Annotated in this window: 19 protein-coding genes; 8 read left to right on the top strand and 11 right to left on the bottom strand. The window is 67.8% G+C overall.

Going from position 1 to position 19,619, the window contains the following annotated elements:
* The first annotated feature begins 411 nt into the window (after positions 1-411).
* The 4 genes from ROA7023_RS05250 to dnaQ are packed head-to-tail and all read left to right on the top strand — an operon-like array spanning position 412 to position 3,125.
* Entirely contained in the window at positions 412-1,011 is a 600-nt protein-coding gene (locus ROA7023_RS05250; protein ID WP_085877970.1) for a Maf family protein, read from the top strand.
* Positions 1,008-1,841: a shikimate dehydrogenase gene (locus ROA7023_RS05245; protein ID WP_085877969.1), complete on the top strand. Its 834-nt coding sequence runs from the start codon at positions 1,008-1,010 to the stop codon at positions 1,839-1,841. Before ROA7023_RS05250 ends, ROA7023_RS05245 begins: the two co-directional genes overlap by 4 nt.
* Positions 1,838-2,440, top strand: coding sequence for a dephospho-CoA kinase (gene coaE / locus ROA7023_RS05240; RefSeq protein ID WP_085877968.1), 603 nt, complete (start codon positions 1,838-1,840; stop codon positions 2,438-2,440). The genes ROA7023_RS05245 and coaE overlap by 4 nt, the downstream gene beginning before the upstream one ends.
* Positions 2,433-3,125, top strand: coding sequence for a DNA polymerase III subunit epsilon (gene dnaQ / locus ROA7023_RS05235; protein WP_085877967.1), 693 nt, complete (start codon positions 2,433-2,435; stop codon positions 3,123-3,125). Before coaE ends, dnaQ begins: the two co-directional genes overlap by 8 nt.
* 3 nt (positions 3,126-3,128) lie before the next feature.
* On the opposite strand, the gene secB is transcribed toward dnaQ, so the two are convergent.
* Positions 3,129-3,677 (bottom strand): protein-export chaperone SecB, encoded by a 549-nt coding sequence (gene secB, locus ROA7023_RS05230; protein WP_085877966.1) that lies wholly within the window; start codon positions 3,675-3,677, stop codon positions 3,129-3,131.
* Positions 3,678-3,754: 77 nt separating this feature from the next.
* Positions 3,755-4,243, bottom strand: a complete 489-nt coding sequence (locus ROA7023_RS05225) for an FxsA family protein (RefSeq protein WP_085877965.1) — start codon at positions 4,241-4,243, stop codon at positions 3,755-3,757.
* A gap of 128 nt (positions 4,244-4,371) precedes the next feature.
* Between ROA7023_RS05225 and ROA7023_RS05220 the strand changes: the two genes are divergently transcribed.
* The 3 genes from ROA7023_RS05220 to ROA7023_RS05210 are packed head-to-tail and all read left to right on the top strand — an operon-like array spanning position 4,372 to position 6,667.
* Entirely contained in the window at positions 4,372-5,034 is a 663-nt protein-coding gene (locus ROA7023_RS05220; RefSeq protein ID WP_085877964.1) for a Tim44/TimA family putative adaptor protein, read from the top strand.
* Positions 5,031-6,059: a murein transglycosylase A gene (mltA, locus tag ROA7023_RS05215; protein ID WP_234992040.1), complete on the top strand. Its 1,029-nt coding sequence runs from the start codon at positions 5,031-5,033 to the stop codon at positions 6,057-6,059. The genes ROA7023_RS05220 and mltA overlap by 4 nt, the downstream gene beginning before the upstream one ends.
* Positions 6,056-6,667: a Smr/MutS family protein gene (locus ROA7023_RS05210; protein ID WP_234992039.1), complete on the top strand. Its 612-nt coding sequence runs from the start codon at positions 6,056-6,058 to the stop codon at positions 6,665-6,667. Before mltA ends, ROA7023_RS05210 begins: the two co-directional genes overlap by 4 nt.
* On the opposite strand, the gene ROA7023_RS05205 is transcribed toward ROA7023_RS05210, so the two are convergent.
* Genes ROA7023_RS05205 through hslV form a run of 3 tightly spaced genes read right to left on the bottom strand, consistent with a single transcriptional unit; the run spans position 6,650 to position 9,802 of the window.
* Positions 6,650-7,873: an MFS transporter gene (locus ROA7023_RS05205; RefSeq protein WP_085877962.1), complete on the bottom strand. Its 1,224-nt coding sequence runs from the start codon at positions 7,871-7,873 to the stop codon at positions 6,650-6,652. The genes ROA7023_RS05210 and ROA7023_RS05205 overlap by 18 nt on opposite strands.
* 45 nt (positions 7,874-7,918) lie before the next feature.
* Complete coding sequence (gene hslU, locus ROA7023_RS05200; protein ID WP_085877961.1) at positions 7,919-9,223, bottom strand: ATP-dependent protease ATPase subunit HslU; 1,305 nt, start codon at positions 9,221-9,223, stop codon at positions 7,919-7,921.
* A gap of 18 nt (positions 9,224-9,241) precedes the next feature.
* The gene (hslV, locus tag ROA7023_RS05195; protein WP_085877960.1) at positions 9,242-9,802 is read right to left on the bottom strand and encodes an ATP-dependent protease subunit HslV; all 561 of its coding nucleotides are present in this window, start codon (positions 9,800-9,802) and stop codon (positions 9,242-9,244) included.
* 84 nt (positions 9,803-9,886) lie between these two features.
* Between hslV and ROA7023_RS05190 the strand changes: the two genes are divergently transcribed.
* Positions 9,887-10,792: a hypothetical protein gene (locus ROA7023_RS05190; protein WP_085877959.1), complete on the top strand. Its 906-nt coding sequence runs from the start codon at positions 9,887-9,889 to the stop codon at positions 10,790-10,792.
* Positions 10,793-10,864: 72 nt separating this feature from the next.
* On the opposite strand, the gene trxA is transcribed toward ROA7023_RS05190, so the two are convergent.
* Genes trxA through tsaE form a run of 6 tightly spaced genes read right to left on the bottom strand, consistent with a single transcriptional unit; the run spans position 10,865 to position 19,609 of the window.
* The gene (trxA, locus tag ROA7023_RS05185; RefSeq protein ID WP_085877958.1) at positions 10,865-11,185 is read right to left on the bottom strand and encodes a thioredoxin; all 321 of its coding nucleotides are present in this window, start codon (positions 11,183-11,185) and stop codon (positions 10,865-10,867) included.
* A 59-nt stretch (positions 11,186-11,244) separates the two neighbouring features.
* Entirely contained in the window at positions 11,245-14,577 is a 3,333-nt protein-coding gene (gene addA, locus ROA7023_RS05180) for a double-strand break repair helicase AddA (RefSeq protein ID WP_085877957.1), read from the bottom strand.
* Positions 14,574-17,504: a double-strand break repair protein AddB gene (gene addB / locus ROA7023_RS05175; RefSeq protein WP_085877956.1), complete on the bottom strand. Its 2,931-nt coding sequence runs from the start codon at positions 17,502-17,504 to the stop codon at positions 14,574-14,576. The genes addA and addB overlap by 4 nt, the downstream gene beginning before the upstream one ends.
* Positions 17,501-18,178, bottom strand: a complete 678-nt coding sequence (locus ROA7023_RS05170) for a nucleotidyltransferase family protein (RefSeq protein ID WP_085877955.1) — start codon at positions 18,176-18,178, stop codon at positions 17,501-17,503. Before ROA7023_RS05170 ends, addB begins: the two co-directional genes overlap by 4 nt.
* On the bottom strand, positions 18,169-19,134 hold the full coding sequence (locus ROA7023_RS05165; protein ID WP_143535450.1) for an aminoglycoside phosphotransferase family protein: 966 nt from the start codon (positions 19,132-19,134) through the stop codon (positions 18,169-18,171). The genes ROA7023_RS05170 and ROA7023_RS05165 overlap by 10 nt, the downstream gene beginning before the upstream one ends.
* Positions 19,127-19,609: a tRNA (adenosine(37)-N6)-threonylcarbamoyltransferase complex ATPase subunit type 1 TsaE gene (gene tsaE / locus ROA7023_RS05160; protein ID WP_085877954.1), complete on the bottom strand. Its 483-nt coding sequence runs from the start codon at positions 19,607-19,609 to the stop codon at positions 19,127-19,129. Before tsaE ends, ROA7023_RS05165 begins: the two co-directional genes overlap by 8 nt.
* Between the last annotated feature and the right edge of the window lie 10 nt (positions 19,610-19,619).

Here is a 19,619-nt window from a genome sequence, read left to right as displayed (position 1 = left end):
TTCCAAGCCTCGGGGCCCTCGATCCGCCCCGGATGCATCTTCAATCCATTTAAGAGAATCTTAGGATTGTAGTGGATAGGGGCGGTGGACAACTCCGCTTTCCCAGATTCTCCACCTGATTACCCACAGCCGCAGCGGGCGCTTGGCCGCAGATTTCGTCTGCCAAACCTCAGTAAAAACTATTAATTACAAAATGTTAACTATGAAACCCGGGAGACTGAACCAACTGCTTTACCCTTGACTCTCGCGACCCCCGCCAACTGTCCACAAGGCCGACTTGTCCTTTGCCCCCGTGGATCAGCTGTGGCACTTTCCCCGGACTCTTCCGCCGGGTCGCCGCCGCCTGTGGTCAACGGTCAAACGGCGGATCCTGTCCCACGTTCCTCCCGACCAAGTTCACAGGTTATCAACATGGCCGAACCGATCATTCTGGCGTCCGGCTCTGACATTCGGGCAACACTGCTGCGCAACGCCGGGCTCGAATTCGACATCCAGGTGCCCCGGATCGACGAATCATCCGTCCGCGCCAGCCTCGAGGACGAAGGCGCCCCGCCGCGCGACATTGCCGATACCCTGGCAGAGCTGAAGGCTGCCAAGATTTCCGCCCGCAACCCCGGTGCGCTCGTAATCGGCTGCGACCAGGTGCTCGACCACAAGGGCAACTGCCTGTCCAAGCCCGAAACCCCCGAGGCGGCAAAAGAGCAACTGCGCGGGCTTTCGGGCGATCGCCACATGCTGCTGTCGGCCGTGGTGATGTATCAGGACAACCGTCCGCTCTGGCGGCATGTGGGGCAGGTCCGGCTTGCGATGCGTCCCCTGAGCGAGGCCTATCTCGACGCCTATGTCGCCCGCAACTGGCAGAGCATTCGCCACGCCGTCGGCGCCTACAAGCTGGAGGAAGAGGGGGTGCGCCTTTTCACCCAGGTCCAGGGGGATTATTTCACCGTTCTCGGCCTGCCCCTTCTCGAAGTCTTGTCTTACCTCAGCCTACGCGGAACACTGCCCACATGAGCGACGCGAAAATACCCCTGGCCGGGGTGATCGGGCACCCGATCGCCCATTCCAAAAGCCCCCGCTTGCACAAGCACTGGCTGCGCCAATACGGCCTGCCGGGCGATTACGTCCCGCTGGATGTCGCCGAAAAGAACCTGGCCACGGTTGTCCGCGCTCTGCCCAAGGCCGGCTTCGTGGGGGCGAACGTCACGATCCCGCACAAGGTCAACGTCCTGCAGCTCGCCGACCAGATCTCGGACCGGGCGATCCTGATCGGGGCGGCCAACACATTGATTTTCTTGCCGGATGGTCGGATCCACGCGGACAATACCGATGGCTATGGCTTTCTTGCGAACCTGCGCCAGGGGGCGCCGGACTGGCAGCCGCAAGCCGGGCCGGCCGCGATCCTCGGGGCCGGGGGTGCGGCCCGCGCCGTGGTGTCCTCGCTGCTCGATGCCCAGGTCCCCGAGATCCTGATCTCCAACCGCACCCGGCCCAAGGCCGAGGCGCTGAGATCCGAATTCGGGGCCCGGCTGCGGGTCGTGGACTGGGTCCATGCGGGCAACATGCTCGAAGAGGCCGCGACCGTGGTCAATACGACCTCGCTGGGCATGCAGGGCGCGGCAGAGCTGCGGGTCCCGCTCGACGGGTTGCAGTCCGGGGCGGTCGTGACCGACCTGGTCTACGCCCCCGTTGACACCCGCTTCCTGCAGGTGGCCCGGCAGATGGGTTGCGTCACGGTGGACGGGCTCGGCATGTTGCTGCACCAGGCCGTCCCGGCGTTCGAGCGTTGGTTCGGAACCCGGCCCGAGGTGACAGAGGCAACAAGACAGGCGGTGCTGGCATGAGTGACCGGAAATGGGCGCTTGGCCTCACGGGGTCGATCGGGATGGGCAAATCCACCACGGCGCAGATGTTCCGCGACGAGGGCATCGCCGTCTGGGATGCCGATGCGGCGGTGCACAGGCTCTATGACCAGGGCGGTCCGGCGGCGAGCCTGATCGGCCACGAGTTTCCCGAAGCGGTGGTGAACGGCGCTGTTTCACGGCCCGCGCTCAAGCGCCTGATCGCGCGGGATCCCGACATCTTGAAACGGATCGAAGAGCTCGTGCATCCCTTGGTCTCTGCCGACAGGCACGCGTTTCTGGCGGACACGACGTCGGACATCGTCGTTTTCGACATCCCGCTGCTGTTCGAGACCGGGGTCCAGGACGAATTCGATTCCGTTCTCGTCGTCACGGTGCCGTTGGACATTCAAAAGAAACGGGTGGTGTCGCGCCCCGAGATGACAGAGGCGCATTTCCAGGCGATCCTGCGGCGCCAGATGACCGATGCGGAGAAACGCCGCCGGGCCGATCACGTGATCGAGACCCTGACCCTCGACGTGGCCCGCCGGGAGGTTCAGGATCTGGTTGCCGTGCTGAGAGAGAAACTTGCCCATGCGTGAAATCGTTCTGGATACCGAGACCACGGGTTTCGAACCCGAAGAGGGCGACCGCGTCGTCGAGATCGGTGCGGTGGAGCTGAACGGCCACGTGCCGACGGGCCGGACCTATCACCAATACATCAACCCCGAACGCTCCATGCCGCAGGGCGCGTTCGAGGTGCACGGCCTGGGCGACGAATTTCTGGCCGACAAGCCGGTCTTCAAGGTCGTGGGGCAGGGGCTTCTCGATTTCATCGGGGACGCGAAGCTGGTGATCCACAATGCCGCCTTCGACATGAAGTTTCTGAACGCAGAGCTCAAATGGGCTGGCCTGCAGGGCATCGCCAATGACCGGGCGGTGGATACGCTGGCCATCGCGCGGCGGCGGTTTCCGGGGTCGCCGGCATCGCTCGACGCGCTCTGCCGACGGTTCGGCATCGACAATTCCTCCCGCACGCTGCACGGCGCCCTGCTCGACAGCGAAATCCTCGCCGAGGTCTATCTGGAGCTGATCGGCGGCCGTCAGCCCGACTTTGCCTTGGGGCAATCGCAGGACAGGTCCGGTGACGGGAGCGGCGCCGAAAGCTGGCGCCCCCGCCCGCGGCCGGAGCCCTTGCCGCCGCGGATCACGCAAGAAGAAGCCGCCGCCCATGAGGCCTTCGTGAAGGCGATGGGCGACGGCGCGCTCTGGTCCAAATTCGCCTGACGCTCAGGCGATGGTGTCGTTCCCGGAGGCATCGCCGTTGGTGGCCGCGGCCTGCTGGCTGGTGCGGCGGGCGATTTCCTGGCGGTAGAGGGCGAGGAAGTCGATCGTCTCGAGGTTCAGCGGCGGAAAGCCGCCGTCACGGGTCAGGTCGCTGACGATCCGGCGCACGAACGGGAAGGTCTGGCGCGGGCATTCGATCAGCAGGTAGGGGTGCAGCTGGGCCTCGGGCACGCCCTCGATCAGGAAGATGCCGGAATATTCCAGCTCCAGCACGAAGAGCATGTCGCCCTTGTCCTTCGTCTTCGACGTGATGTTGAGCTTGGTGACCACTTCATACTGGTTGTCCTGCGTCCGCTTCTTGGCGTCGAGGTTCACCTGCACCTGGATCTCCGGCTGCACTTCGCCGGTCACGCCCTTCTGGGCCATGATGTTTTCGAAGGACATGTCCCGCACATACTGGCCGAGGATGCGCTGGGTGATCTGCGGTTGCTGTTGGGTCGGCTGGTCTGGGTTGGGCGCGTCTGCGCCTGCGTTGGACGTCTCGTCGGACATTTGAAAAGGGCTCCGGTGACTATTTTATCGGCTGTTACCTATCAGGCGGCCCCGAGGGTCACAATCCCAAGAGCCGCTCAGTGCTTCGTCCATTCCGAGGGGCGGTGCGTGGGGTTCTTGGGCGGGGTGACCTCTTCGAACTCGCCGTCGATGACCCGGTCGCCGTGGGGGCGGCGCGGCTGTTGGCCGGCCGGGGTGCCGCCATAGCTGAAGGATTGCACGTTGATCCGCTTGCGCAGCGCCTCGAAGGCGGTGCGCCGGACGCCGGGGATCAGCAGGGCAAAGCCCACCGCGTCGGTGAAAAAGCCCGGCGTCAGCAACAACGCCCCGGAAAACAGGATCATCGCCCCGTGGACCAGCGGTTCCGACGGGTCGTCGAGATTGTTCAGCGAGGCCTTCAGCCGCCCGAGCTCTGCCGCGCCCTGGCTGCGGACCAGCCAGCTTCCCAGAATCGCGGTGGCCAGCACGATGGCGAGCGTCGGCCAGAGGCCGATGAAGCCGCCCACCTGGATGAACAGCGCGATTTCCAGCAGCGGAACCGCGATAAAGATGGCGAGTAGCCTCATGGCGCACCTCATATCGTTGCATAACCTGTGACCTGTTGCCCCCGTTTGGTGGACAGGCACCCTTGCCGACCTTACATAATGAGCGATAAGCGATTTCGCCAACATTGCCGGACCAAGAGGCCCAACATATGAATTCTCCGATCATCCAGCTCCTCGTTCTCGCAGGGATCGCCGTGTTCCTGATCCTGCGTCTGCGCAGTGTCCTGGGCACGCGGGAGGGATTCGAAAAACCCAAGGTGACTGAGAGCGAGACGGCCAAGAGCCGCAAGCGCCCGGATTTCGAGGTGATCGAGGGCGGGCCCGACCGTGACATAACCGAAAACGTGCCCGAGGGCAGCGACGCGGCCAAGGCGCTGGCCGCGATGAAACGGGCCGAGCCGTCGTTCGGCGTGTCCGACTTCCTCGGCGGGGCGCGCGGGGCCTATGAGTGGATCCTGATGGCCTTCGAGAACGGCGATCTTTCCGAGATCAAGCCGTTCCTGTCCGACGACGTCTACGAGGTCTTTGCGGAGGTCGTGGAAGAGCGCAAAGCCAAGGGCCTGACGGTCAAGGCGACCTTTGTCGGCCTGTCCGAAATCGCGCTGAAGGACGCCGAATTCGACGAGACGACCCGCGAGGCCGAGCTTTCGGTGCGGTTCACCGGTGAAATCACCTCGGTCGTCCACGACAGCGCCGGCGACGTGGTCGAGGGGTCTTCGACCGAGATAAAGCGCCAGCGCGACGTCTGGACCTTCGCGCGGACCATGGGCGAGAACGATCCCAACTGGGTGCTCGTCGCCACGGGCGAATGAGGCTTGGGCGGGGTCTTGCCCTTGCGGCGGCGCTGAGTGTCACCGGCGCCATGGCCGAGACCACGCATACGATCCTGTCCTTCGACCAGCTTGAGGGATGGGCCGAAGATGACCACGCCGCGGCGCTGCAGGTCTTCCGCTCAACCTGCATCGACTTCGACGATCCGGACTGGGCGACGCTCTGCGACCTCGCCGAGGTCGCCGGGAACGCCCGCGCCTATTTCGAGATGTTCTTCAAGCCAATCCTGATCGAGGACGGCCAAGACGGGCTGTTCACCGGCTACTTCGAGCCCGAGCTGCGTGGCGCGCGCCAGCCGGACGGCCGCTACCGCTATGCCGTCTACGGCCTGCCGCCGGAAATCGGCAGCGACCCCTGGCTGACGCGCCGCGAGATCGAAGAGGGCGGGGCCCTGCTGGAACGGGGCCTCGAGATCGCCTGGGTCGCCAACCCGGTCGACCTGTTCTTTCTGCAGATCCAGGGATCGGGCCGGATCCGGCTGACCGACGGAACCACGATCCGCGTGGGATATGGCGGCACCAACGGGCGACCCTATACCTCCATCGGGGAAGAGCTGGTGCGCAAGGGCATATATCAGCCGCACGAGGTCTCGGCCGATGTCATCCGCTCCTGGGTCCGTCGCAACCCGGTGGACGGGCGGGAGCTGCTCTGGACCAACGATTCCTACGTCTTCTTCCGCGAGGTGAGCGAGGTGCCCTCGGATCGCGGCCCGCTTGGCGCGATGAACCGGTCGATCACCGCGCTGCGGTCGATCGCGGTGGACCCGGCCTTCGTCCCGCTGGGCGCCCCGGTCTGGATCGAGAAGCGGGGCGCCGAGCCGATGAACCGCCTGATGGTTGCCCAGGACACGGGCAGCGCCATCAAGGGGGCGCAGCGGTCGGACATCTTCTATGGCACAGGCCCCCGTGCCGGCCGCCGCGCGGGCCGTATCCGCGATGCCGGGCGGATCGTCGTCCTGCTGCCGATCCAGCGGGCCTATGCCATGCTGCCCGAGACGTTGGAGTGAGCCGGAAGCGCCGACATGTCAGCGCGGAGGAACGGGCGCTTTGGGATCAGGTCGCTCGGCAGGCCGATCCCATGCACAGGCGCAGGCCCGATCCTGCGCCCTCGTCCCCCACCCCAAGAACGCCCCAGCGCACACTGACCCGGCCGGAGGACCCGCCCGCGCCCCGGCGGATCGAGAAATTCGAGGTGGGCGCCCGGGTCGATCACAGCCGGGATCACGACCTCATGGCCGGCCTGTCGGAGCAGATGGCGAAAGCCGCCGTCCGGATGGACCGCAAGACCCACACAAGGCTCAAACGCGGCAAGCTGCGCCCCGAGGCGCGGATCGACCTGCACGGCATGACGCTGGATGCGGCGCATCCCGCGCTGATGAATTTCATCCTCTCGGCCCATGCCGACGGCAAGCGGCTGGTCCTGGTCATCACCGGCAAGGGCAAGCACCGGGACGAACCCGGCCCGATCCCGCAAAGGCTCGGCGTGCTGCGCCACCAGGTGCCGCAATGGCTTCGGATGGCGCCGCTGGTGGGGGCGGTTCTGGATGTGACGCCGGCCCACGCAAGCCATGGCGGGCAGGGGGCCTATTACGTCTATCTACGCCGGCGCCGGTAGGGCCGTCCGGGCCCGGACCACGCCGATGACGGAGCAGAGCCCCGCAAAGGCGAAATAGACCGCGATGGCCAGCATCTGCTGCGGAAAATCAATGCCCCAGTCGATCAGGAACCCGGTCACCCCCGGCCCGATGGCCGAGCCGAGCACCATGATCGCGGTCGAGGCCGCCTTGATCGAGCCAAGGTGCCGCGTGCCGAAATACTCCGCCCAGAAGGCGCCCGGCACGGTGGATTGCATCCCCTGACCCAGCGCGAAGACCATCAGCCCCAGCGCGGCGAAGGCAATGCTCTGGGCATAGGACAGAAGGACGAAGCCAACGGCGAAGGGTAGCATGTAGATCAGCACGACGCGGCCCACGCCCAGCCGGTCGATCGCCTGCCCGCTGGCGAAATTCGCCATGATCAGGGTGACGGTGAACAGCGGCAAGAGAGAGACCCATTCGGACAATTCCCAACCCTTGACCTCGGCCATGTGGACCTGCTGGAAGAACAGCGCCGTGCCCCAGGCCGGCGGTCCCAGAAGCGCGGGCACCATCAGCCAGAACAACGGGTGCCGCAGCACCTCGGGCCGGCTCCAGTGCCGGCCGTTCATCCCCGCGACCGAGGTTTCCTTGGCCAGCGACTGGGGCGTCCTCTCCAGCCGGAGCAATATCAGCAGGACCGGCAGGGTCATCACGATCATCCCGGCTGCGACGACCCACAGCGACCGCCAGTCGAATGCCGCCATCAGTGCGACGAAGACCACCGGCAGAAGCGCCTGCCCGATCGCGATTCCCATGGACGAGATCGACAGCGCCGTGCCCCGGTTGCCCACGAACCAGCGGGCCATGGCGACGACGGCGAGGTGGCTCATCATGCCCTGGCCCGCGAGGCGCAGCGCGAAGATCACGAAGATCAGCACCAGCGGCGAGGGCACCGCCGCCATCGCAAGACAGGCGAGGGCCAGCGTCGGCATGACGATCAGCACCAGCTGACGCACCCGGAAGATGTCGGTGAGCATGCCCGACCAGATCATGATCACCGCCGAGACCGTTGTCCCGATGGTATAGATCCCGCCCCAGGCGCCATGCGACAGCCCGAATTCTCCCCTTATCTCGCCCGCGAAGATCGAGATGAAATAGGTCTGCCCGTAGGACGACGTAAAGGCCAGCAGCATGCCGGCCAGAAGGAAAGCGGCGTTTGCACGCACGAATCCGAGAAGTTGCATGGCCGCTTATTCTGCCTTTCTACGGCAGAAGAAAAGCCCGCAATTCTATAGCACGTAGCGGCTCAGATCGGTGGACCGCGTCAGCTCTCCCAGGTGCGTTTCGACGAAATCCGCATCGACCGTCACCGCCTCTCCGGCGCGGTCGGGCGCGTTGAACGACAGCTCCTCGAACACCCGTTCCATGACGGTATAGAGCCTGCGGGCGCCGATATTCTCGATGCTTTCGTTGACCTCCGCGGCGATCTTGGCAAGCGCGGCGATCCCCTCGTCGGTGAAGGTGACGGTGACCTCTTCGGTCGCCATCAGCGCGGTATATTGCCGGGTCAGGGCGTTGTCGGTCTCGGTCAGGATTCGGACGAAATCGCCCTCTGTCAGGGCCCGAAGATTGACGCGGATCGGCAGGCGTCCCTGCAACTCCGGCAGCAGGTCCGAGGGCTTGGCGATGTGGAACGCGCCCGAGGCGATGAACAGGATGTGGTCGGTCTTGATCGCGCCGTGCTTGGTCGAGACGGTCGTGCCCTCGATCAGCGGCAGCAGGTCGCGCTGCACACCCTCGCGGCTGACATCGGCGCCGCGGGCGTCGGCGTTGCGGCAGACCTTGTCGATCTCGTCGAGGAAGACGATGCCGTTCTGCTCCACCGATTCCATGGCGGCCTTGGTCACCGTCTCGTCGTCCAGCAGCTTGTCCGCCTCGTCGGCGATCAACACGCCATAGCTTTCGGCCACCGTCATCCGCTTCTTGACCGTGCGCTGGCCGAAGGCCTTGCCGAAGAGATCGCCCAGGTTCATGCCGCCGGGCATCATCCCCGGCTGGCCCGGAATCTCCATCCCCATCGGGTTCGAGGTGTCGGCCACCTCAAGCTCGATCATTGTGGAGTCCAGCTCGCCCGATTTCAGTTTCTTGCGAAACATCTCGCGGGTTCCCGCCCGGGCGTCCTCGCCGGCGACGGCCGAGATCACACGCTCCTGGGCGGCCTCGTGGGCCCTTTGCTTGACGTCCTCGCGCATCAGTTCGCGGGTCTGAAAGATCGCGGCGTCGACCAGGTCGCGGATGATCTGCTCCACGTCGCGGCCGACATAGCCGACCTCGGTGAACTTCGTGGCCTCGATCTTGATGAATGGCGCCCGCGCAAGCTTGGCCAGTCGGCGGGAGATCTCGGTCTTGCCGACGCCCGTTGGCCCGATCATCAGGATATTCTTGGGATAGACCTCGTCGCGCAGCTCGGGGCCAAGCTGCTTGCGCCGCCAGCGGTTGCGCAGGGCCACAGATACGGCGCGTTTCGCCTCGTTCTGGCCGATGATGAAGCGGTCGAGCTCCGAGACGATTTCGCGGGGAGTGAGGTCAGTCATGTCGGTCCTTCGGGGGGGTCACGATGCGGACAGCGTTTCCACTGTCAGGTTGCCGTTGGTGTAGACGCAGATGTCGGCGGCGATGGCCATGGCGCGGCGGGCGATGTCTTCGGCGGACAGGCCGGTGTCCATCATCGCCCGGCCCGCGGCGAGCGCGAAATTGCCGCCCGATCCGATGGCGGTCACGTCATGCTCGGGTTCCAGCACGTCGCCCGCGCCGGTGATGACGAAAAGGTCCTTGCCGTCGGACACGATCAGGAACGCCTCGAGCTTTTGCAGATACTTGTCGGTGCGCCAGTCCTTGGCGAGCTCGACACTGGCCCGTTGCAGCTGGCCGGGCGTCGCCTCCAGCTTCTTCTCCAGCCGTTCGAGCAGGGTGAAGGCGTCGGCGGTGGATCCGGCGAAGCCCGCGATCACGTCGGTGCCGCCGGGCGAGAGCCTGCGCACCTTGCGGGCGGTGCCCTTGATGATCGTGGGCCCAAGGCTGACCTGCCCGTCGCCTGCGATCACCACCTGCCCGTCCTTGCGGACCGCCACGATCGTGGTGCCGTGCCAGCCGGGAAAGTGATCTTCAGCCATGTCGCGTCTCCGTTCCGTTTGCCCCCATATGGCGGTCGGATCCCCGATGGACAAGTCAGAGCGCCGAGAGGTAGCGTCCGGTCCATGCCGCGCGAGCTTGTCACATTCTACCTCGAGGACGGTTTGCGGCAGAACGCCGAGGCCGGGCGGCACCGGTTCATCGGGCTCATGGCGGGGGTTCTCCGGGGCGCGGGGCTTACAGTCGCATATGCGCCGGACACGCCGGTCGAACGGGCCCTTGCGGGGGCGCGTCCCGGCCGGGCGATGTTTCACATGGCCGATCCGCCGGGGCCCTCGGGGCTGACCTTCCGGCGGGTCTATCACTACCCGTTCTGGCAGATCGAGCGTCGCGCGGCCCGGTGGGACTGGGACGTGGCGCGGGCGGCGTTCGCGCCCCCGGCGAAACCGGGCGGGGCGCGGCGGTTCTATCGGTTCTGGCAGCGGCACCTCTTTGGCGACGCGCCGGCGCGGGCCCGGCGCGACCCGCTGGTTTACGTGCCTTTGCAAGGGCTTCTACGGGAAAAGCGGTCGTTCCAGACGTGCTCGCCGCTTGACATGCTGCGCCATGTTCTGGACCAGGTGCCCGACCACGAGGTCCTCGTCGGGCTGCACCCCAAAGAGACCTATTCCAGGGCCGACCGCGCCGCGCTCGCCGCGCTGTCCGTTCCACGGATGCGGATCGTCACCGGCGGGATGGAACAGGCGCTTGAGCGTTGCGATTTCGTGGTGACGCAGAATTCCTCCGCGGCGTTCAACGGATATTTCTTCGGCAAGCCTGCGGTGCTGTTCGCCGGGATCGACTTTCACCACATCGCCGCGAACGTCGCGACCCTGGGGGTGGACGGCGCGTTCGAGGCCGTCCGGCAGATGCGGCCCGATTACGCGGGCTATCTCTGGTGGTTCTGGCAGCGCATGTCGATCAACGCCGGGCGTGAGGATGCCGAAGAGCAGATCCGCGCCCGGTTGTATGCGCTGGGCTGGCCGGCCTGATGTCCCGTCACAAACGCCGGCCACGAAAAAGGGCGCCCGAAGGCGCCCTTTCCGTCTCAAATCTCGGCGGGATCAGATCGACTCGGTGATCCAGCCCTGAAGCGCGGCCTTGGGGGCGGCGCCGGCGCGGTTGGACACGACCTCGCCGTCCTTGAAGATGAACAGCGCCGGAATGCCGCGAACGCCCATCTGCGCGGGCGAGTTCGGATTCTCGTCGACATTGACCTTCACGATCTTGATCTTGCCGTCCATCTCGGCCGAGATCTCTTCGAGCGCGGGGCCGATCTGTTTGCAGGGGCCGCACCACTCCGCCCAGAAATCCACGACCACCGGGATCGAGGATTGGCGGACTTCGGTATCGAATGTGTCGTCGGTGACAGCAACGGTTGCCATTTGGTCTCTCCTGAGCCGCTATATGTTGGAGCGGAACGTAGGGATGGGGGCAGACGCGGTCAAGGTGCCGGCGTGCGGAGAATAGCGGCATTGATCAGCGCGTCTGGCAGCTCCATCAGCGTGGCGGTCGCGGTCCAGAGGATCGCGGTCCGCACGTCGCGGTCCGGGTAGATCTGCCGCAGCGCCAGCGCATAGGCGCCCATCTGGCGCAACAACGCCTCGGGCGTGTCCTCGGGGCGGGCGGGCACAGCGCGGTTGGTCTTGAAGTCTACGGCCAGCACCGTGTCGCCTACGACAAGCCGGTCGATGATCCCGTGAATCCGCCCGATCTGATCGAGTTCCGCCGTAACAGAGACTTCTGCCAGGGCGTCCGGCGCAAAGACGGGGGCGAGCGCGGGCGCGGTCAGCACACGGGTGGCGTCGGGCAGATGCTCGGTGGCGCCGAGGGCCTCGGCCATGGCGGGCCAGTCTGTTCGAGGCCGCCCGGCGAGATGTTCGAGAAGCGCGTGGATCGCCGTGCCCCGGTCCTTTGCCTCCTCCGACAGGTCGCTGTCGGTCTCGCCGAGCAGCACTTTCGCGCCACCAAGGTCCGAGGGCGACCGTGTCTTTCGCACCTCAGCCGTGCGCGGCCTGTCGAAGCTCGGCGGTATGGCCGTCCGTCTGCGCGGCACCTCCGGCGACACGAGGGGCAATCCCGACCAATCGCCGCTTGCCAGCCGCAGGCCGTCGCCGTCGGGCAGGTTCAGCGGGACGGCGCCGAGCGCGCCCAGCGCATGGTTCACGGCCTGATACCAGCTGTCCTGCCGATCCTTGCCGGGATCGCCCGCGTTGCAGACGATCAGCCATTTCTCGGCCCGCGTCAGGGCCACGTACAACAGCCGCCGACGTTCGCGGTCCTGGGCCTCGACAAGGCTCTGTTTCACCACCGAAAGGGCCTCGGGCAGCTTGTCGGCCGGGGGCGCCCAGGCGAGCGTGTCCTCCAGTGGCCAGATCGCCCGGCGCAACTCCCGCCTGCGGGGGGTCGTGTCGGGCAGGATCACGATCGGCGCCTCCAGCCCCTTGGCTCCGTGGACGGTCATCACCCGGATCCGGTCGCCCTGGGCGTCCATCTGGCGTTTGACCTCGATCTCCTCGGTCTCCATCCAGCCGAGAAAGCCGGTCAGACTGGGCACGTCGGATTGTTCGTAGGCCAGGGACTGCGCCAGAAGCGCGTCGATCCCGTCCTCGGCCTCCTCTCCCAGGCGCGCGATCAGCCGGCGGCGTCCGTCGTGGCGGATCAGGATCCGGGCCAGCAGGTCGTAGGGCCGGAAGAAATCGGCGCGGTCCCGCAGGTCCCGCAGGATCGCACGGGTCTCGGGGTGCGCGGTGCCGTCGCGCAGGCCCTGCCACAGGACCCCGGTGCGTCCGTTGGCGAGGGTAAAGAGCTCTTGCTCGGACCAGCCGAACAGCGGCGATTTCAGCGCGGCGGCGAGCGACAGGTCGTCGTCGGGCAGCGCCAGGAACCGCAGCAGCGCGGCCAGGTCGCGCACCGCAAGCTCCGCCCCGACCTTGAGCCTGTCGCGCCCGGCGATGGGCAGCCCCCGCGCCTTGCACGCGCGTATGATCTCTCCGAAAAGACGCGAGCGGCGCTGCACCAGGATCAGGAAATCCCCGGGCCGGATCGGCCGCCGGATCAGGGCGCCGTCGACCTCGTCGGGGATCGTCTCGCCCGATTCCGGGTGAGTCAGAGACTGGATGGTCTCGGCGATCCGGTCCGCCAGCCGCACGTCGTGGTGTTGTTCGCCGACGCGGTCGACCGGGGTGTACCAGGGCGTGTCGTCGTCGTCGGGGCCGGCTTTCCCGATCGAGGGCCAAAGATCGGCACGCCCGGGGAGCGTCGACTTGAAGGGTCGGTGGAACACGTCCCGCTCCAGCCCCTCGGCCATTTCGCCGGTGAAGGTGGCATCGACAAGCGACAGGATCGCCCCGGCCGAGCGGAAGGAGAATTCCAGCGGCAATTCGTGCAGCCTGCCGCCGCCGTGCGCGACCTTGGCGTCGAAGAGCTTGCGCATGTCGTCGAACGCGTCGGCATCGGCGCCCTGGAACGAATAGATCGATTGTTTCTTGTCCCCCACCACGAACAGCGTGCGCGGCCGGTCGCCATGCGCCCCCTCGCCGGAATTCATCTCTTCGGTCAGCCGCTCGATGACCGCCCATTGGCCGGGCGAGGTGTCCTGCGCCTCGTCCACCAGGATATGGTCGATGCCGCCGTCCAGCCGGAACAGAACCCATTGCGCCAGGGCGCGGTCGTCGAGCAACGCCCGCGTGTTGTTGATCAGATCGTCGAAATCCAGCGCCCCCTTCGCCCGTTTGCGGGCCTCGTAGGCGGTGATGAAGGCGTGGCCGAATTGCAGAAGGTCGGCCCCCCGGTCGAAGGCGTTGCGGGCATGTACCCAGGGCCGCAGATCGGCCGTCGCATCCATGATGTCGTCGATGTCCTCGGCAAGTTCCGGATGCGCCTTGCGGGTCGCGGCAGTGGGGAATTTTCCCGTTTTCGAGCCGAACGGGTCCTTGGCGGACTTGCCGAACAGGAACAGCTCGCAGAACAGGTCGAACACCTCCGGATCGAGACTGTTTCGGCCCAGAACGGGTTTCAGCTTGTCCGCGGCCCGTTGGTCCATCGTCGATCCCGCGGCGCAGGCTTCGTGCAACATGCTCAAGAGGGTGTTCAGGTCCGAGGGATAGACCTCCTCCATCACGGCCGCGATGGTCGTGGTCGGATCGACACCCAGCAGCGCGGCCAGCTTCGCGGTGTCGGGCGGCGTGGACAACGCCCGGGCATGGCCGGTCAGCTCTTTCAGAAACGGCTCTATCTCGGCCCCGGTGAAATGCGCGGCGAAACGGTCCAGCAGGGCGGGCTGACGCTCCGCGATCTCGTCCAGCACCTCCGCGCGAAGCAGGTCGGCGGAGCGATCCTCCATCTCGGCAAAGCGGGGCGAGACGCCGGCCTCCAGCGGAAAGCGGCGCAGGACACCGGCGCAGAAGGCATGGATCGTCTGGATCTTGAGGCCGCCCGGCGTCTCGATCGCGCGGGCAAAGAGCCGGCGGGCAAAGCCAAGCTCGTCCGGCTGTTCGGCGCCCAGGCGGTCAAGCTCCTCGCGCAGCGGCCCCGCGTCCATCATCGCCCAGGCGCCGAGGCGCCGGAACAGGCGGTTCTGCATTTCGGACGCCGCGGCCTTGGTGAAGGTCAGGCACAGGATGTTCTGTGGATCGACCCCCTGCAGCAGCAGCCGTGCCACCCGGTCGGTCAGCACGCGGGTCTTGCCCGATCCCGCATTGGCCGACAGCCAGGTAGAGTTGCGCGGATCGGCAGCGTCGACCTGCCGTTGGGTCGCCTCGTCGCCGGGGCTCATGTCAGGTCCTCCGGCGTGAAATGCGTGGCCACGTCCCACTCGCCGAAACGGGCGAGGTGGTCATAATCGCCGGGCTCGGTGTCGCGGTACGCGGTCAGGCGGGCCGGATAGCCCTTGGCCGGGTCGGTCCAGACCGTCATGAATGCCAGGAACTGCTGCCAAGCCACGTCCGGGGACGTTTCCTCCAGCGGGGCGTCGACGATCTTCGGCGTGCCGCCCAGGCCGATGAACCGGGCCAGCGCGGTGTCCGCGCGGCCGATCTCTCTGAACCCTCCGCGTGACGTCATCGCGGCCTCCAGCAGAAGCTGCTTGTCGAATTTCTGCTGCTGCTTCTCGCTGGGCGGCGTGCCGGTCTTGTAATCATATAGGATCACCCGCCCGTCCGGCATCCGGTCGATGCGGTCGGCCTTGCCCTTGAGCGTAAGTCTGGGCGTCGCAATCTCGATCTCGGCCCAGGTCTCGAAGGCTTCGGGCGTGGCGATGGCGCGGCGCTCGACCTCTGTCTGCAGAAAGAAGCCGGCCACCCGCGCCATTCGCGCCGCCCAGAGCCTGCGATGGGCGGGCCAGGGGCAGGCGGCGGCCAGCGCGGCTTCCGTCGCGGCCATAAGGGCGGCATGGGCGCCGGCGTCGGCGGGGTCCGGGCCGTCCTTGACGAAGGCCTCAAGCGCATCGTGCAGGATCGTGCCCCGCAACGGCGCGTCGGGCGCGGGCACCAGCGGGTCGAGCACACGCAGGCCAAGCACCCGTTTGGCGTAGACCGCGTAGGGGTCTCGGATCAGCGTCTGCACCTCGGTGACCGAGATCTGGGTCGGCCGTTTGTCCACCGGCGGCCGGGGCGCGGGGCGGATTGCGGCAGGAACAGTCTCTGTCGGCGCGGACATCGCGGCGGCCTGCGCGACCCAGGTCTCTCCGCGCCGGCGCATGTCGTCGAGGGCCTGGGGGCCGTGGGTCTCGATCAGCCCGCCCAACAGGTTGGTCAGGCGGTTGAGCCAGCGCGAGGGCACGGTCTCGGCATCATCCGACCGGCGGGCGCGGCTGATCCAGACTTCGGCCCCGGCGACCGCTTGCTGAAAGTCATGGGCGGACAGGCCGATCCGCCGTTCGGGCAGTGTCAGCCCGGCCTCCGCCCGCATCTTGCGGTTCAGCCAGGGGTCGGGCTGGGGGTTTTCGGGCCAGGTGCCGTCGTTCAGCCCGCCGAGGATAACCAGGTCCGCGCCCTGGACCCGCGATTCCAGCGTGCCCCAGATCAGGACGCGCGGGTCGCCGGTATCCGGGTTGCGGACCTCTTGGGTTTGAAGCGTGCCGGCGAACAGTGTTGCGTAATCGTCGGGGGTGAGCGGCCCGGCGGCGTCGCCATGGGTGGCAAGTTCGGTCATCAGGGTCCGCGCCTCGCGCCCGGCGACCTCTTCCCAGAGGGGCCCGCTGCCAGATTGCCCGGCCGACAACGCCTCTGCCAGCGCAAGATGGTGGGCGAGATGGGCGGAGACGGGGCCGTTGCCGGGGCGCGGCCGATCCAGCAGCGGGGCGAGCCAGGCGGCCCAGGCGGCCTGCTCCGGCGTCGCCTTTTCAAGCATGCCCCAGGCCAGAACGGCCGCGCCGTCCGGATGCGCCGGCCCGTTGCGCCGCAGGTGAAGCTCGAAGGCGCGCGTGGCCAGCAGGTGCCGGTTGCGCCCCGCGCCGCCATGGCAAAGCGGGTGTTTCAGCAGCGCCAGAAGGTCGGCCGCCGAGACCCGGCCGCTCAGCAACCCAAGGACCTGCCGCAGAAAGCGGCCCGGCGGCGACAGGGGCAGGGGCTGGCCCGCGCTGTCGTCGGGAACGATATCCCACCGGTCCAGCGCGGCCGCCACCTGCCGCGTCAGCATCCGGTCCGGCGTGATGAGCGCGGCGGTCTGCCCCCGCTCTATCGCTGCCCGCAGGCCCAGCGCGATGGTCTCCGCCTCGGCCCGGGGCGAGGGGGCCTCGATCAGGGTCAGGCCAAGCGTCGCCGTGCGCAGATCGCCAAGCGCCGGACCCTCGTCCAGCCAGGCATCGGTCACCGGCGCCGGCCGCATCGCCAGCGAGACCAGCCGGTTGCGGGCGGGCTGCGCCGGGGCGACGTCGGTCCAGCGCATGACGTCGCGGGGCTGGATCTCCAGCGCGTCCAGCAGGCGCTTGAAGCGGAATTGCGGGTGGTCCTCGGCCTCCATCGCCGTGTCCATACCGGCCCAGACGCCGGCCGGCAGGTCGAAGTCGAACCCGGGCAGGACCAGCGCCCCCTGCGGCAGGCGCGCCACCGCCTGCATCAGCAGCGCCGTGGACCCGCGCGAGGCGGTGGAGCCCGCGACGATCACCGGCGTATCGGGCGGATCGTGGCGCCACAGCTCGGTCAGCGCCTCGGCCCTTTCCCGCAGACGGCGGCCTGGGCCGGGGGCGATGCCCTCGGCCATGAAGCCCTCGACGATCTGCAGGAACTGCAGCGCCGTTTGCCAGTGCTCGGACTGGTCCGTCCCGTCGAGCCCGGCGAGCGTGCCCGGCGCGACCCCTTCGACCTCCATCTCGTCGAGCAGGGCGGCCAGGCTCTCGGCCAGGTCGTGCAGCGCGGCGCGGGGCGCGATGTCGGGCACGCTGTCCAGAAGCGCCGCGACAAGCCGCATGATCTGGAACCGGCGGGCCATGGGGGCGGCGGGCGGCGGGGCGCCGGCCACCGGATCCTCGGCCAGGTCCGTGACCAGCCGCATCCGCGGCAGAAGCGTGGCCGGCCCCCTGTCCCAGACGTTGCGCAGGTAGCGCTGCATTCGGGCAGTGTTCACGTAGAGCTCTATGCGGGCGCGTTTTTCCGGCGGCAGATGGGCCGCGCGGGCGGTCAGGCCGCGCACCAGCTCTGCGCCGAAATCGACGCCGGGAGGCAGGCCGAAGACCCGGGGCCCGCGCTGATCGTCGAATATCATGTCAGCGTCTCCGCGATTGGTATGCTGTCCGGCCGGCCCACGTCGCACCACCGGCCCGGATAGGCCAGGCCGAAGATCGTGCCCCGGTCGATCATCCGGTCCCAGACGCGGCGCATCGAGAACACGTCCCCGTCGATGCCGTCCAGCGTCGCGGGGGCGACGATCTGCGCGCCTGTATAGACCGGCCCGGGCCCGTAGGCGAGGCGGCCGGCCGGATCGAATGTGAAATCTCCCGCTCCGGCGTGGCCCAGCGCCGCCTCGCGCGGGACGCAGAGCAACAGCGCCTCCATCCGGTCCGGCGCCCAATGGTCCCGCAGCAGGGCGAAGGGGTTCGGCCCGCGCCAGACCGCATCGGTGTTCATGGTAAAGACAGGCCCGGGCCCCAGCAACGGGAGGGCCTTGCGCAGCCCCCCGCCGGTGTCGAGCAGCCGGTCACGCTCGTCCGAGAGGGCGATGTCGCGGCCCTGAAGGTGCGCTGCGATCATGTCCGCGAGGTAATGCGCGTTGACCACCTTGCGCCCGATCCCCGCGGCCTCGGCCAGCGACAGCGCATGATCCAGCAGGGTGGTGCCGCCCACTCGTACCAGCGGCTTGGGCCGGGTATCGGTGAGCGGCCGCATCCGGGTGCCCAGCCCGGCGGCGAAGAACAGCGCGGCCTCCGGTGTCACGCCCATGCGGGGGGCTTTTCGATCAGCGGCAGGGCGAGGGGGCGCAGCCCGGCGGCTGCGGGATGGTCGAGGTGCCGGGCCAGCAGGTGGCGCAGCCGTGGCAGAAAGGCGAGGTAGCGGCGCTTGCCGTCGCGCTGCACCAGCCGGGCGAAGATCCCCAGGATCCGCAGGTTGCGTTGCAGCGACAGCACGGCGCGGGCGGCGGCGAGCGCCTCGGGGTCGGTCCCCGTCCGCGCGACGAAACGCTGCAGCGCCGCCGCCTCGGCCGGGGCAGAGACCGCGCGGCGCACGTCGTCCAGCAGCGAGGCGACATCATAGGCGGGGGGCGCGAGGAAGGCGTCCTGGAAATCGAGCAGGCCGACACGGTCCAGCCCTCTGCGCTCCGGCCGCCAGATCAGGTTCTCGGCGTGGAAATCGCGCAGGGACAGGACCTCGGGCGCCCCGGCATGGGCTTCCAGCATCCGGGCGGTTTCGTCGGTGATGGCGCGGGCGGCCGCCGGATTGATATCGCCGTGCCAGTCAAGAAGAGGCTCCAGCATCGCCGCCCCGGTTTCGGGGTCGAGGCGGGCCAGGCCCTCCGGCGCGGGGTGGCTTTGGAGCACGGCCAGCGCCTCGGCGGCGGCCTCATAGATCGGGACCTCGGCCGCGGGCGCGGCCTCGATGGCGCCGGCGGCCTGGTCGGGGCCCAGGTCCTCGAGGATCAGCAGGCCGGCCTGCGCATCGGCATGGTGAATGGCCGGCGCGGCCAGGCCGAGGCTGTGCAGGTGGTCCGCGATCCGCAGGAACGGGCGGACATCCTCGCCGGCCTCGGGGGGCGCGTCCATCAGGATGCGCGAGATCCCGCCCCGGCGGAGCCGTTCGTAGCGGCGGCGGGAGGCGTCCACAGGCAGCGGCTCTCGCAGCCAGTCGCCATGTCCGGTGCGCTGGAGGAAGCGGGCGACGAGATCGGGGCGCTCAGGCAAGGATTCGCTCCAGCCGCGGGCGCCAGCCGGGTGGTCCGTGAAAGGTCACCTCGTGGCCGCGGTCCAGCGCCGCGAAATCTAGGCGCAGCGCTTCGGGCGGTGTCAGGTCGCCAAGGCGGTCGGGCCATTCCACCAGGCAGATCGCGTCCGTGAACGCCTCTTCCAGGCCCAGTTCGACAGCCTCGCCGGGGCCGGTCAGGCGGTAAAGATCTGCATGCCAGATCTCGCAGGCCGGGGCCCTCGGCTTGGCGGGCGCGTCATAGGTCTGGACCAGGGTGAAGGTCGGCGAGGGCACGTCCTCGGGGCGGCCCAGCCTGGCCTGGATCAGGGCGCGGGCGAAGGCGGTCTTGCCGGCCCCGATCGCGCCCGAGAGCAGCAGCACGTCGCCGGGCCCGAGCACCGGCGCAAAACGGGCGCCGAGATCGTCGGTCGCATCGGGCGAAGCGAGGTGGATGGGTCCGGCAAGCCTGAGCATGTCGGCAGAC

Source organism: Roseisalinus antarcticus (assembly GCF_900172355.1).
GTDB lineage: Bacteria > Pseudomonadota > Alphaproteobacteria > Rhodobacterales > Rhodobacteraceae > Oceanicola > Oceanicola antarcticus_A.
The sequence above is the reverse complement of the archived record's forward strand: the minus strand, read 5'-3'. Positions and strand labels throughout refer to the sequence as shown.

Excerpts from the sequence above, each read along its gene's own strand:
- secB (WP_085877966.1), bottom strand. The coding sequence starts at position 3,677 with ATGTCCGACGAGACGTCCAACGCAGGCGCAGACGCGCCCAACCCAGAC.
- ROA7023_RS05225 (WP_085877965.1), bottom strand. The coding sequence starts at position 4,243 with ATGAGGCTACTCGCCATCTTTATCGCGGTTCCGCTGCTGGAAATCGCG.
- hslV (WP_085877960.1), bottom strand. The coding sequence starts at position 9,802 with ATGGCTGAAGATCACTTTCCCGGCTGGCACGGCACCACGATCGTGGCG.
- addA (WP_085877957.1), bottom strand. The coding sequence starts at position 14,577 with ATGAGCCCCGGCGACGAGGCGACCCAACGGCAGGTCGACGCTGCCGAT.
- ROA7023_RS05170 (WP_085877955.1), bottom strand. The coding sequence starts at position 18,178 with ATGGGCGTGACACCGGAGGCCGCGCTGTTCTTCGCCGCCGGGCTGGGC.
- mltA (WP_234992040.1), top strand. The coding sequence starts at position 5,031 with ATGAGGCTTGGGCGGGGTCTTGCCCTTGCGGCGGCGCTGAGTGTCACC.
- hslU (WP_085877961.1), bottom strand. The coding sequence starts at position 9,223 with ATGACTGACCTCACTCCCCGCGAAATCGTCTCGGAGCTCGACCGCTTC.
- dnaQ (WP_085877967.1), top strand. The coding sequence starts at position 2,433 with ATGCGTGAAATCGTTCTGGATACCGAGACCACGGGTTTCGAACCCGAA.
- coaE (WP_085877968.1), top strand. The coding sequence starts at position 1,838 with ATGAGTGACCGGAAATGGGCGCTTGGCCTCACGGGGTCGATCGGGATG.
- addB (WP_085877956.1), bottom strand. The coding sequence starts at position 17,504 with ATGATATTCGACGATCAGCGCGGGCCCCGGGTCTTCGGCCTGCCTCCC.
- ROA7023_RS05245 (WP_085877969.1), top strand. The coding sequence starts at position 1,008 with ATGAGCGACGCGAAAATACCCCTGGCCGGGGTGATCGGGCACCCGATC.
- tsaE (WP_085877954.1), bottom strand. The coding sequence starts at position 19,609 with ATGCTCAGGCTTGCCGGACCCATCCACCTCGCTTCGCCCGATGCGACC.
- ROA7023_RS05220 (WP_085877964.1), top strand. The coding sequence starts at position 4,372 with ATGAATTCTCCGATCATCCAGCTCCTCGTTCTCGCAGGGATCGCCGTG.
- ROA7023_RS05190 (WP_085877959.1), top strand. The coding sequence starts at position 9,887 with ATGCCGCGCGAGCTTGTCACATTCTACCTCGAGGACGGTTTGCGGCAG.
- trxA (WP_085877958.1), bottom strand. The coding sequence starts at position 11,185 with ATGGCAACCGTTGCTGTCACCGACGACACATTCGATACCGAAGTCCGC.
- ROA7023_RS05250 (WP_085877970.1), top strand. The coding sequence starts at position 412 with ATGGCCGAACCGATCATTCTGGCGTCCGGCTCTGACATTCGGGCAACA.
- ROA7023_RS05205 (WP_085877962.1), bottom strand. The coding sequence starts at position 7,873 with ATGCAACTTCTCGGATTCGTGCGTGCAAACGCCGCTTTCCTTCTGGCC.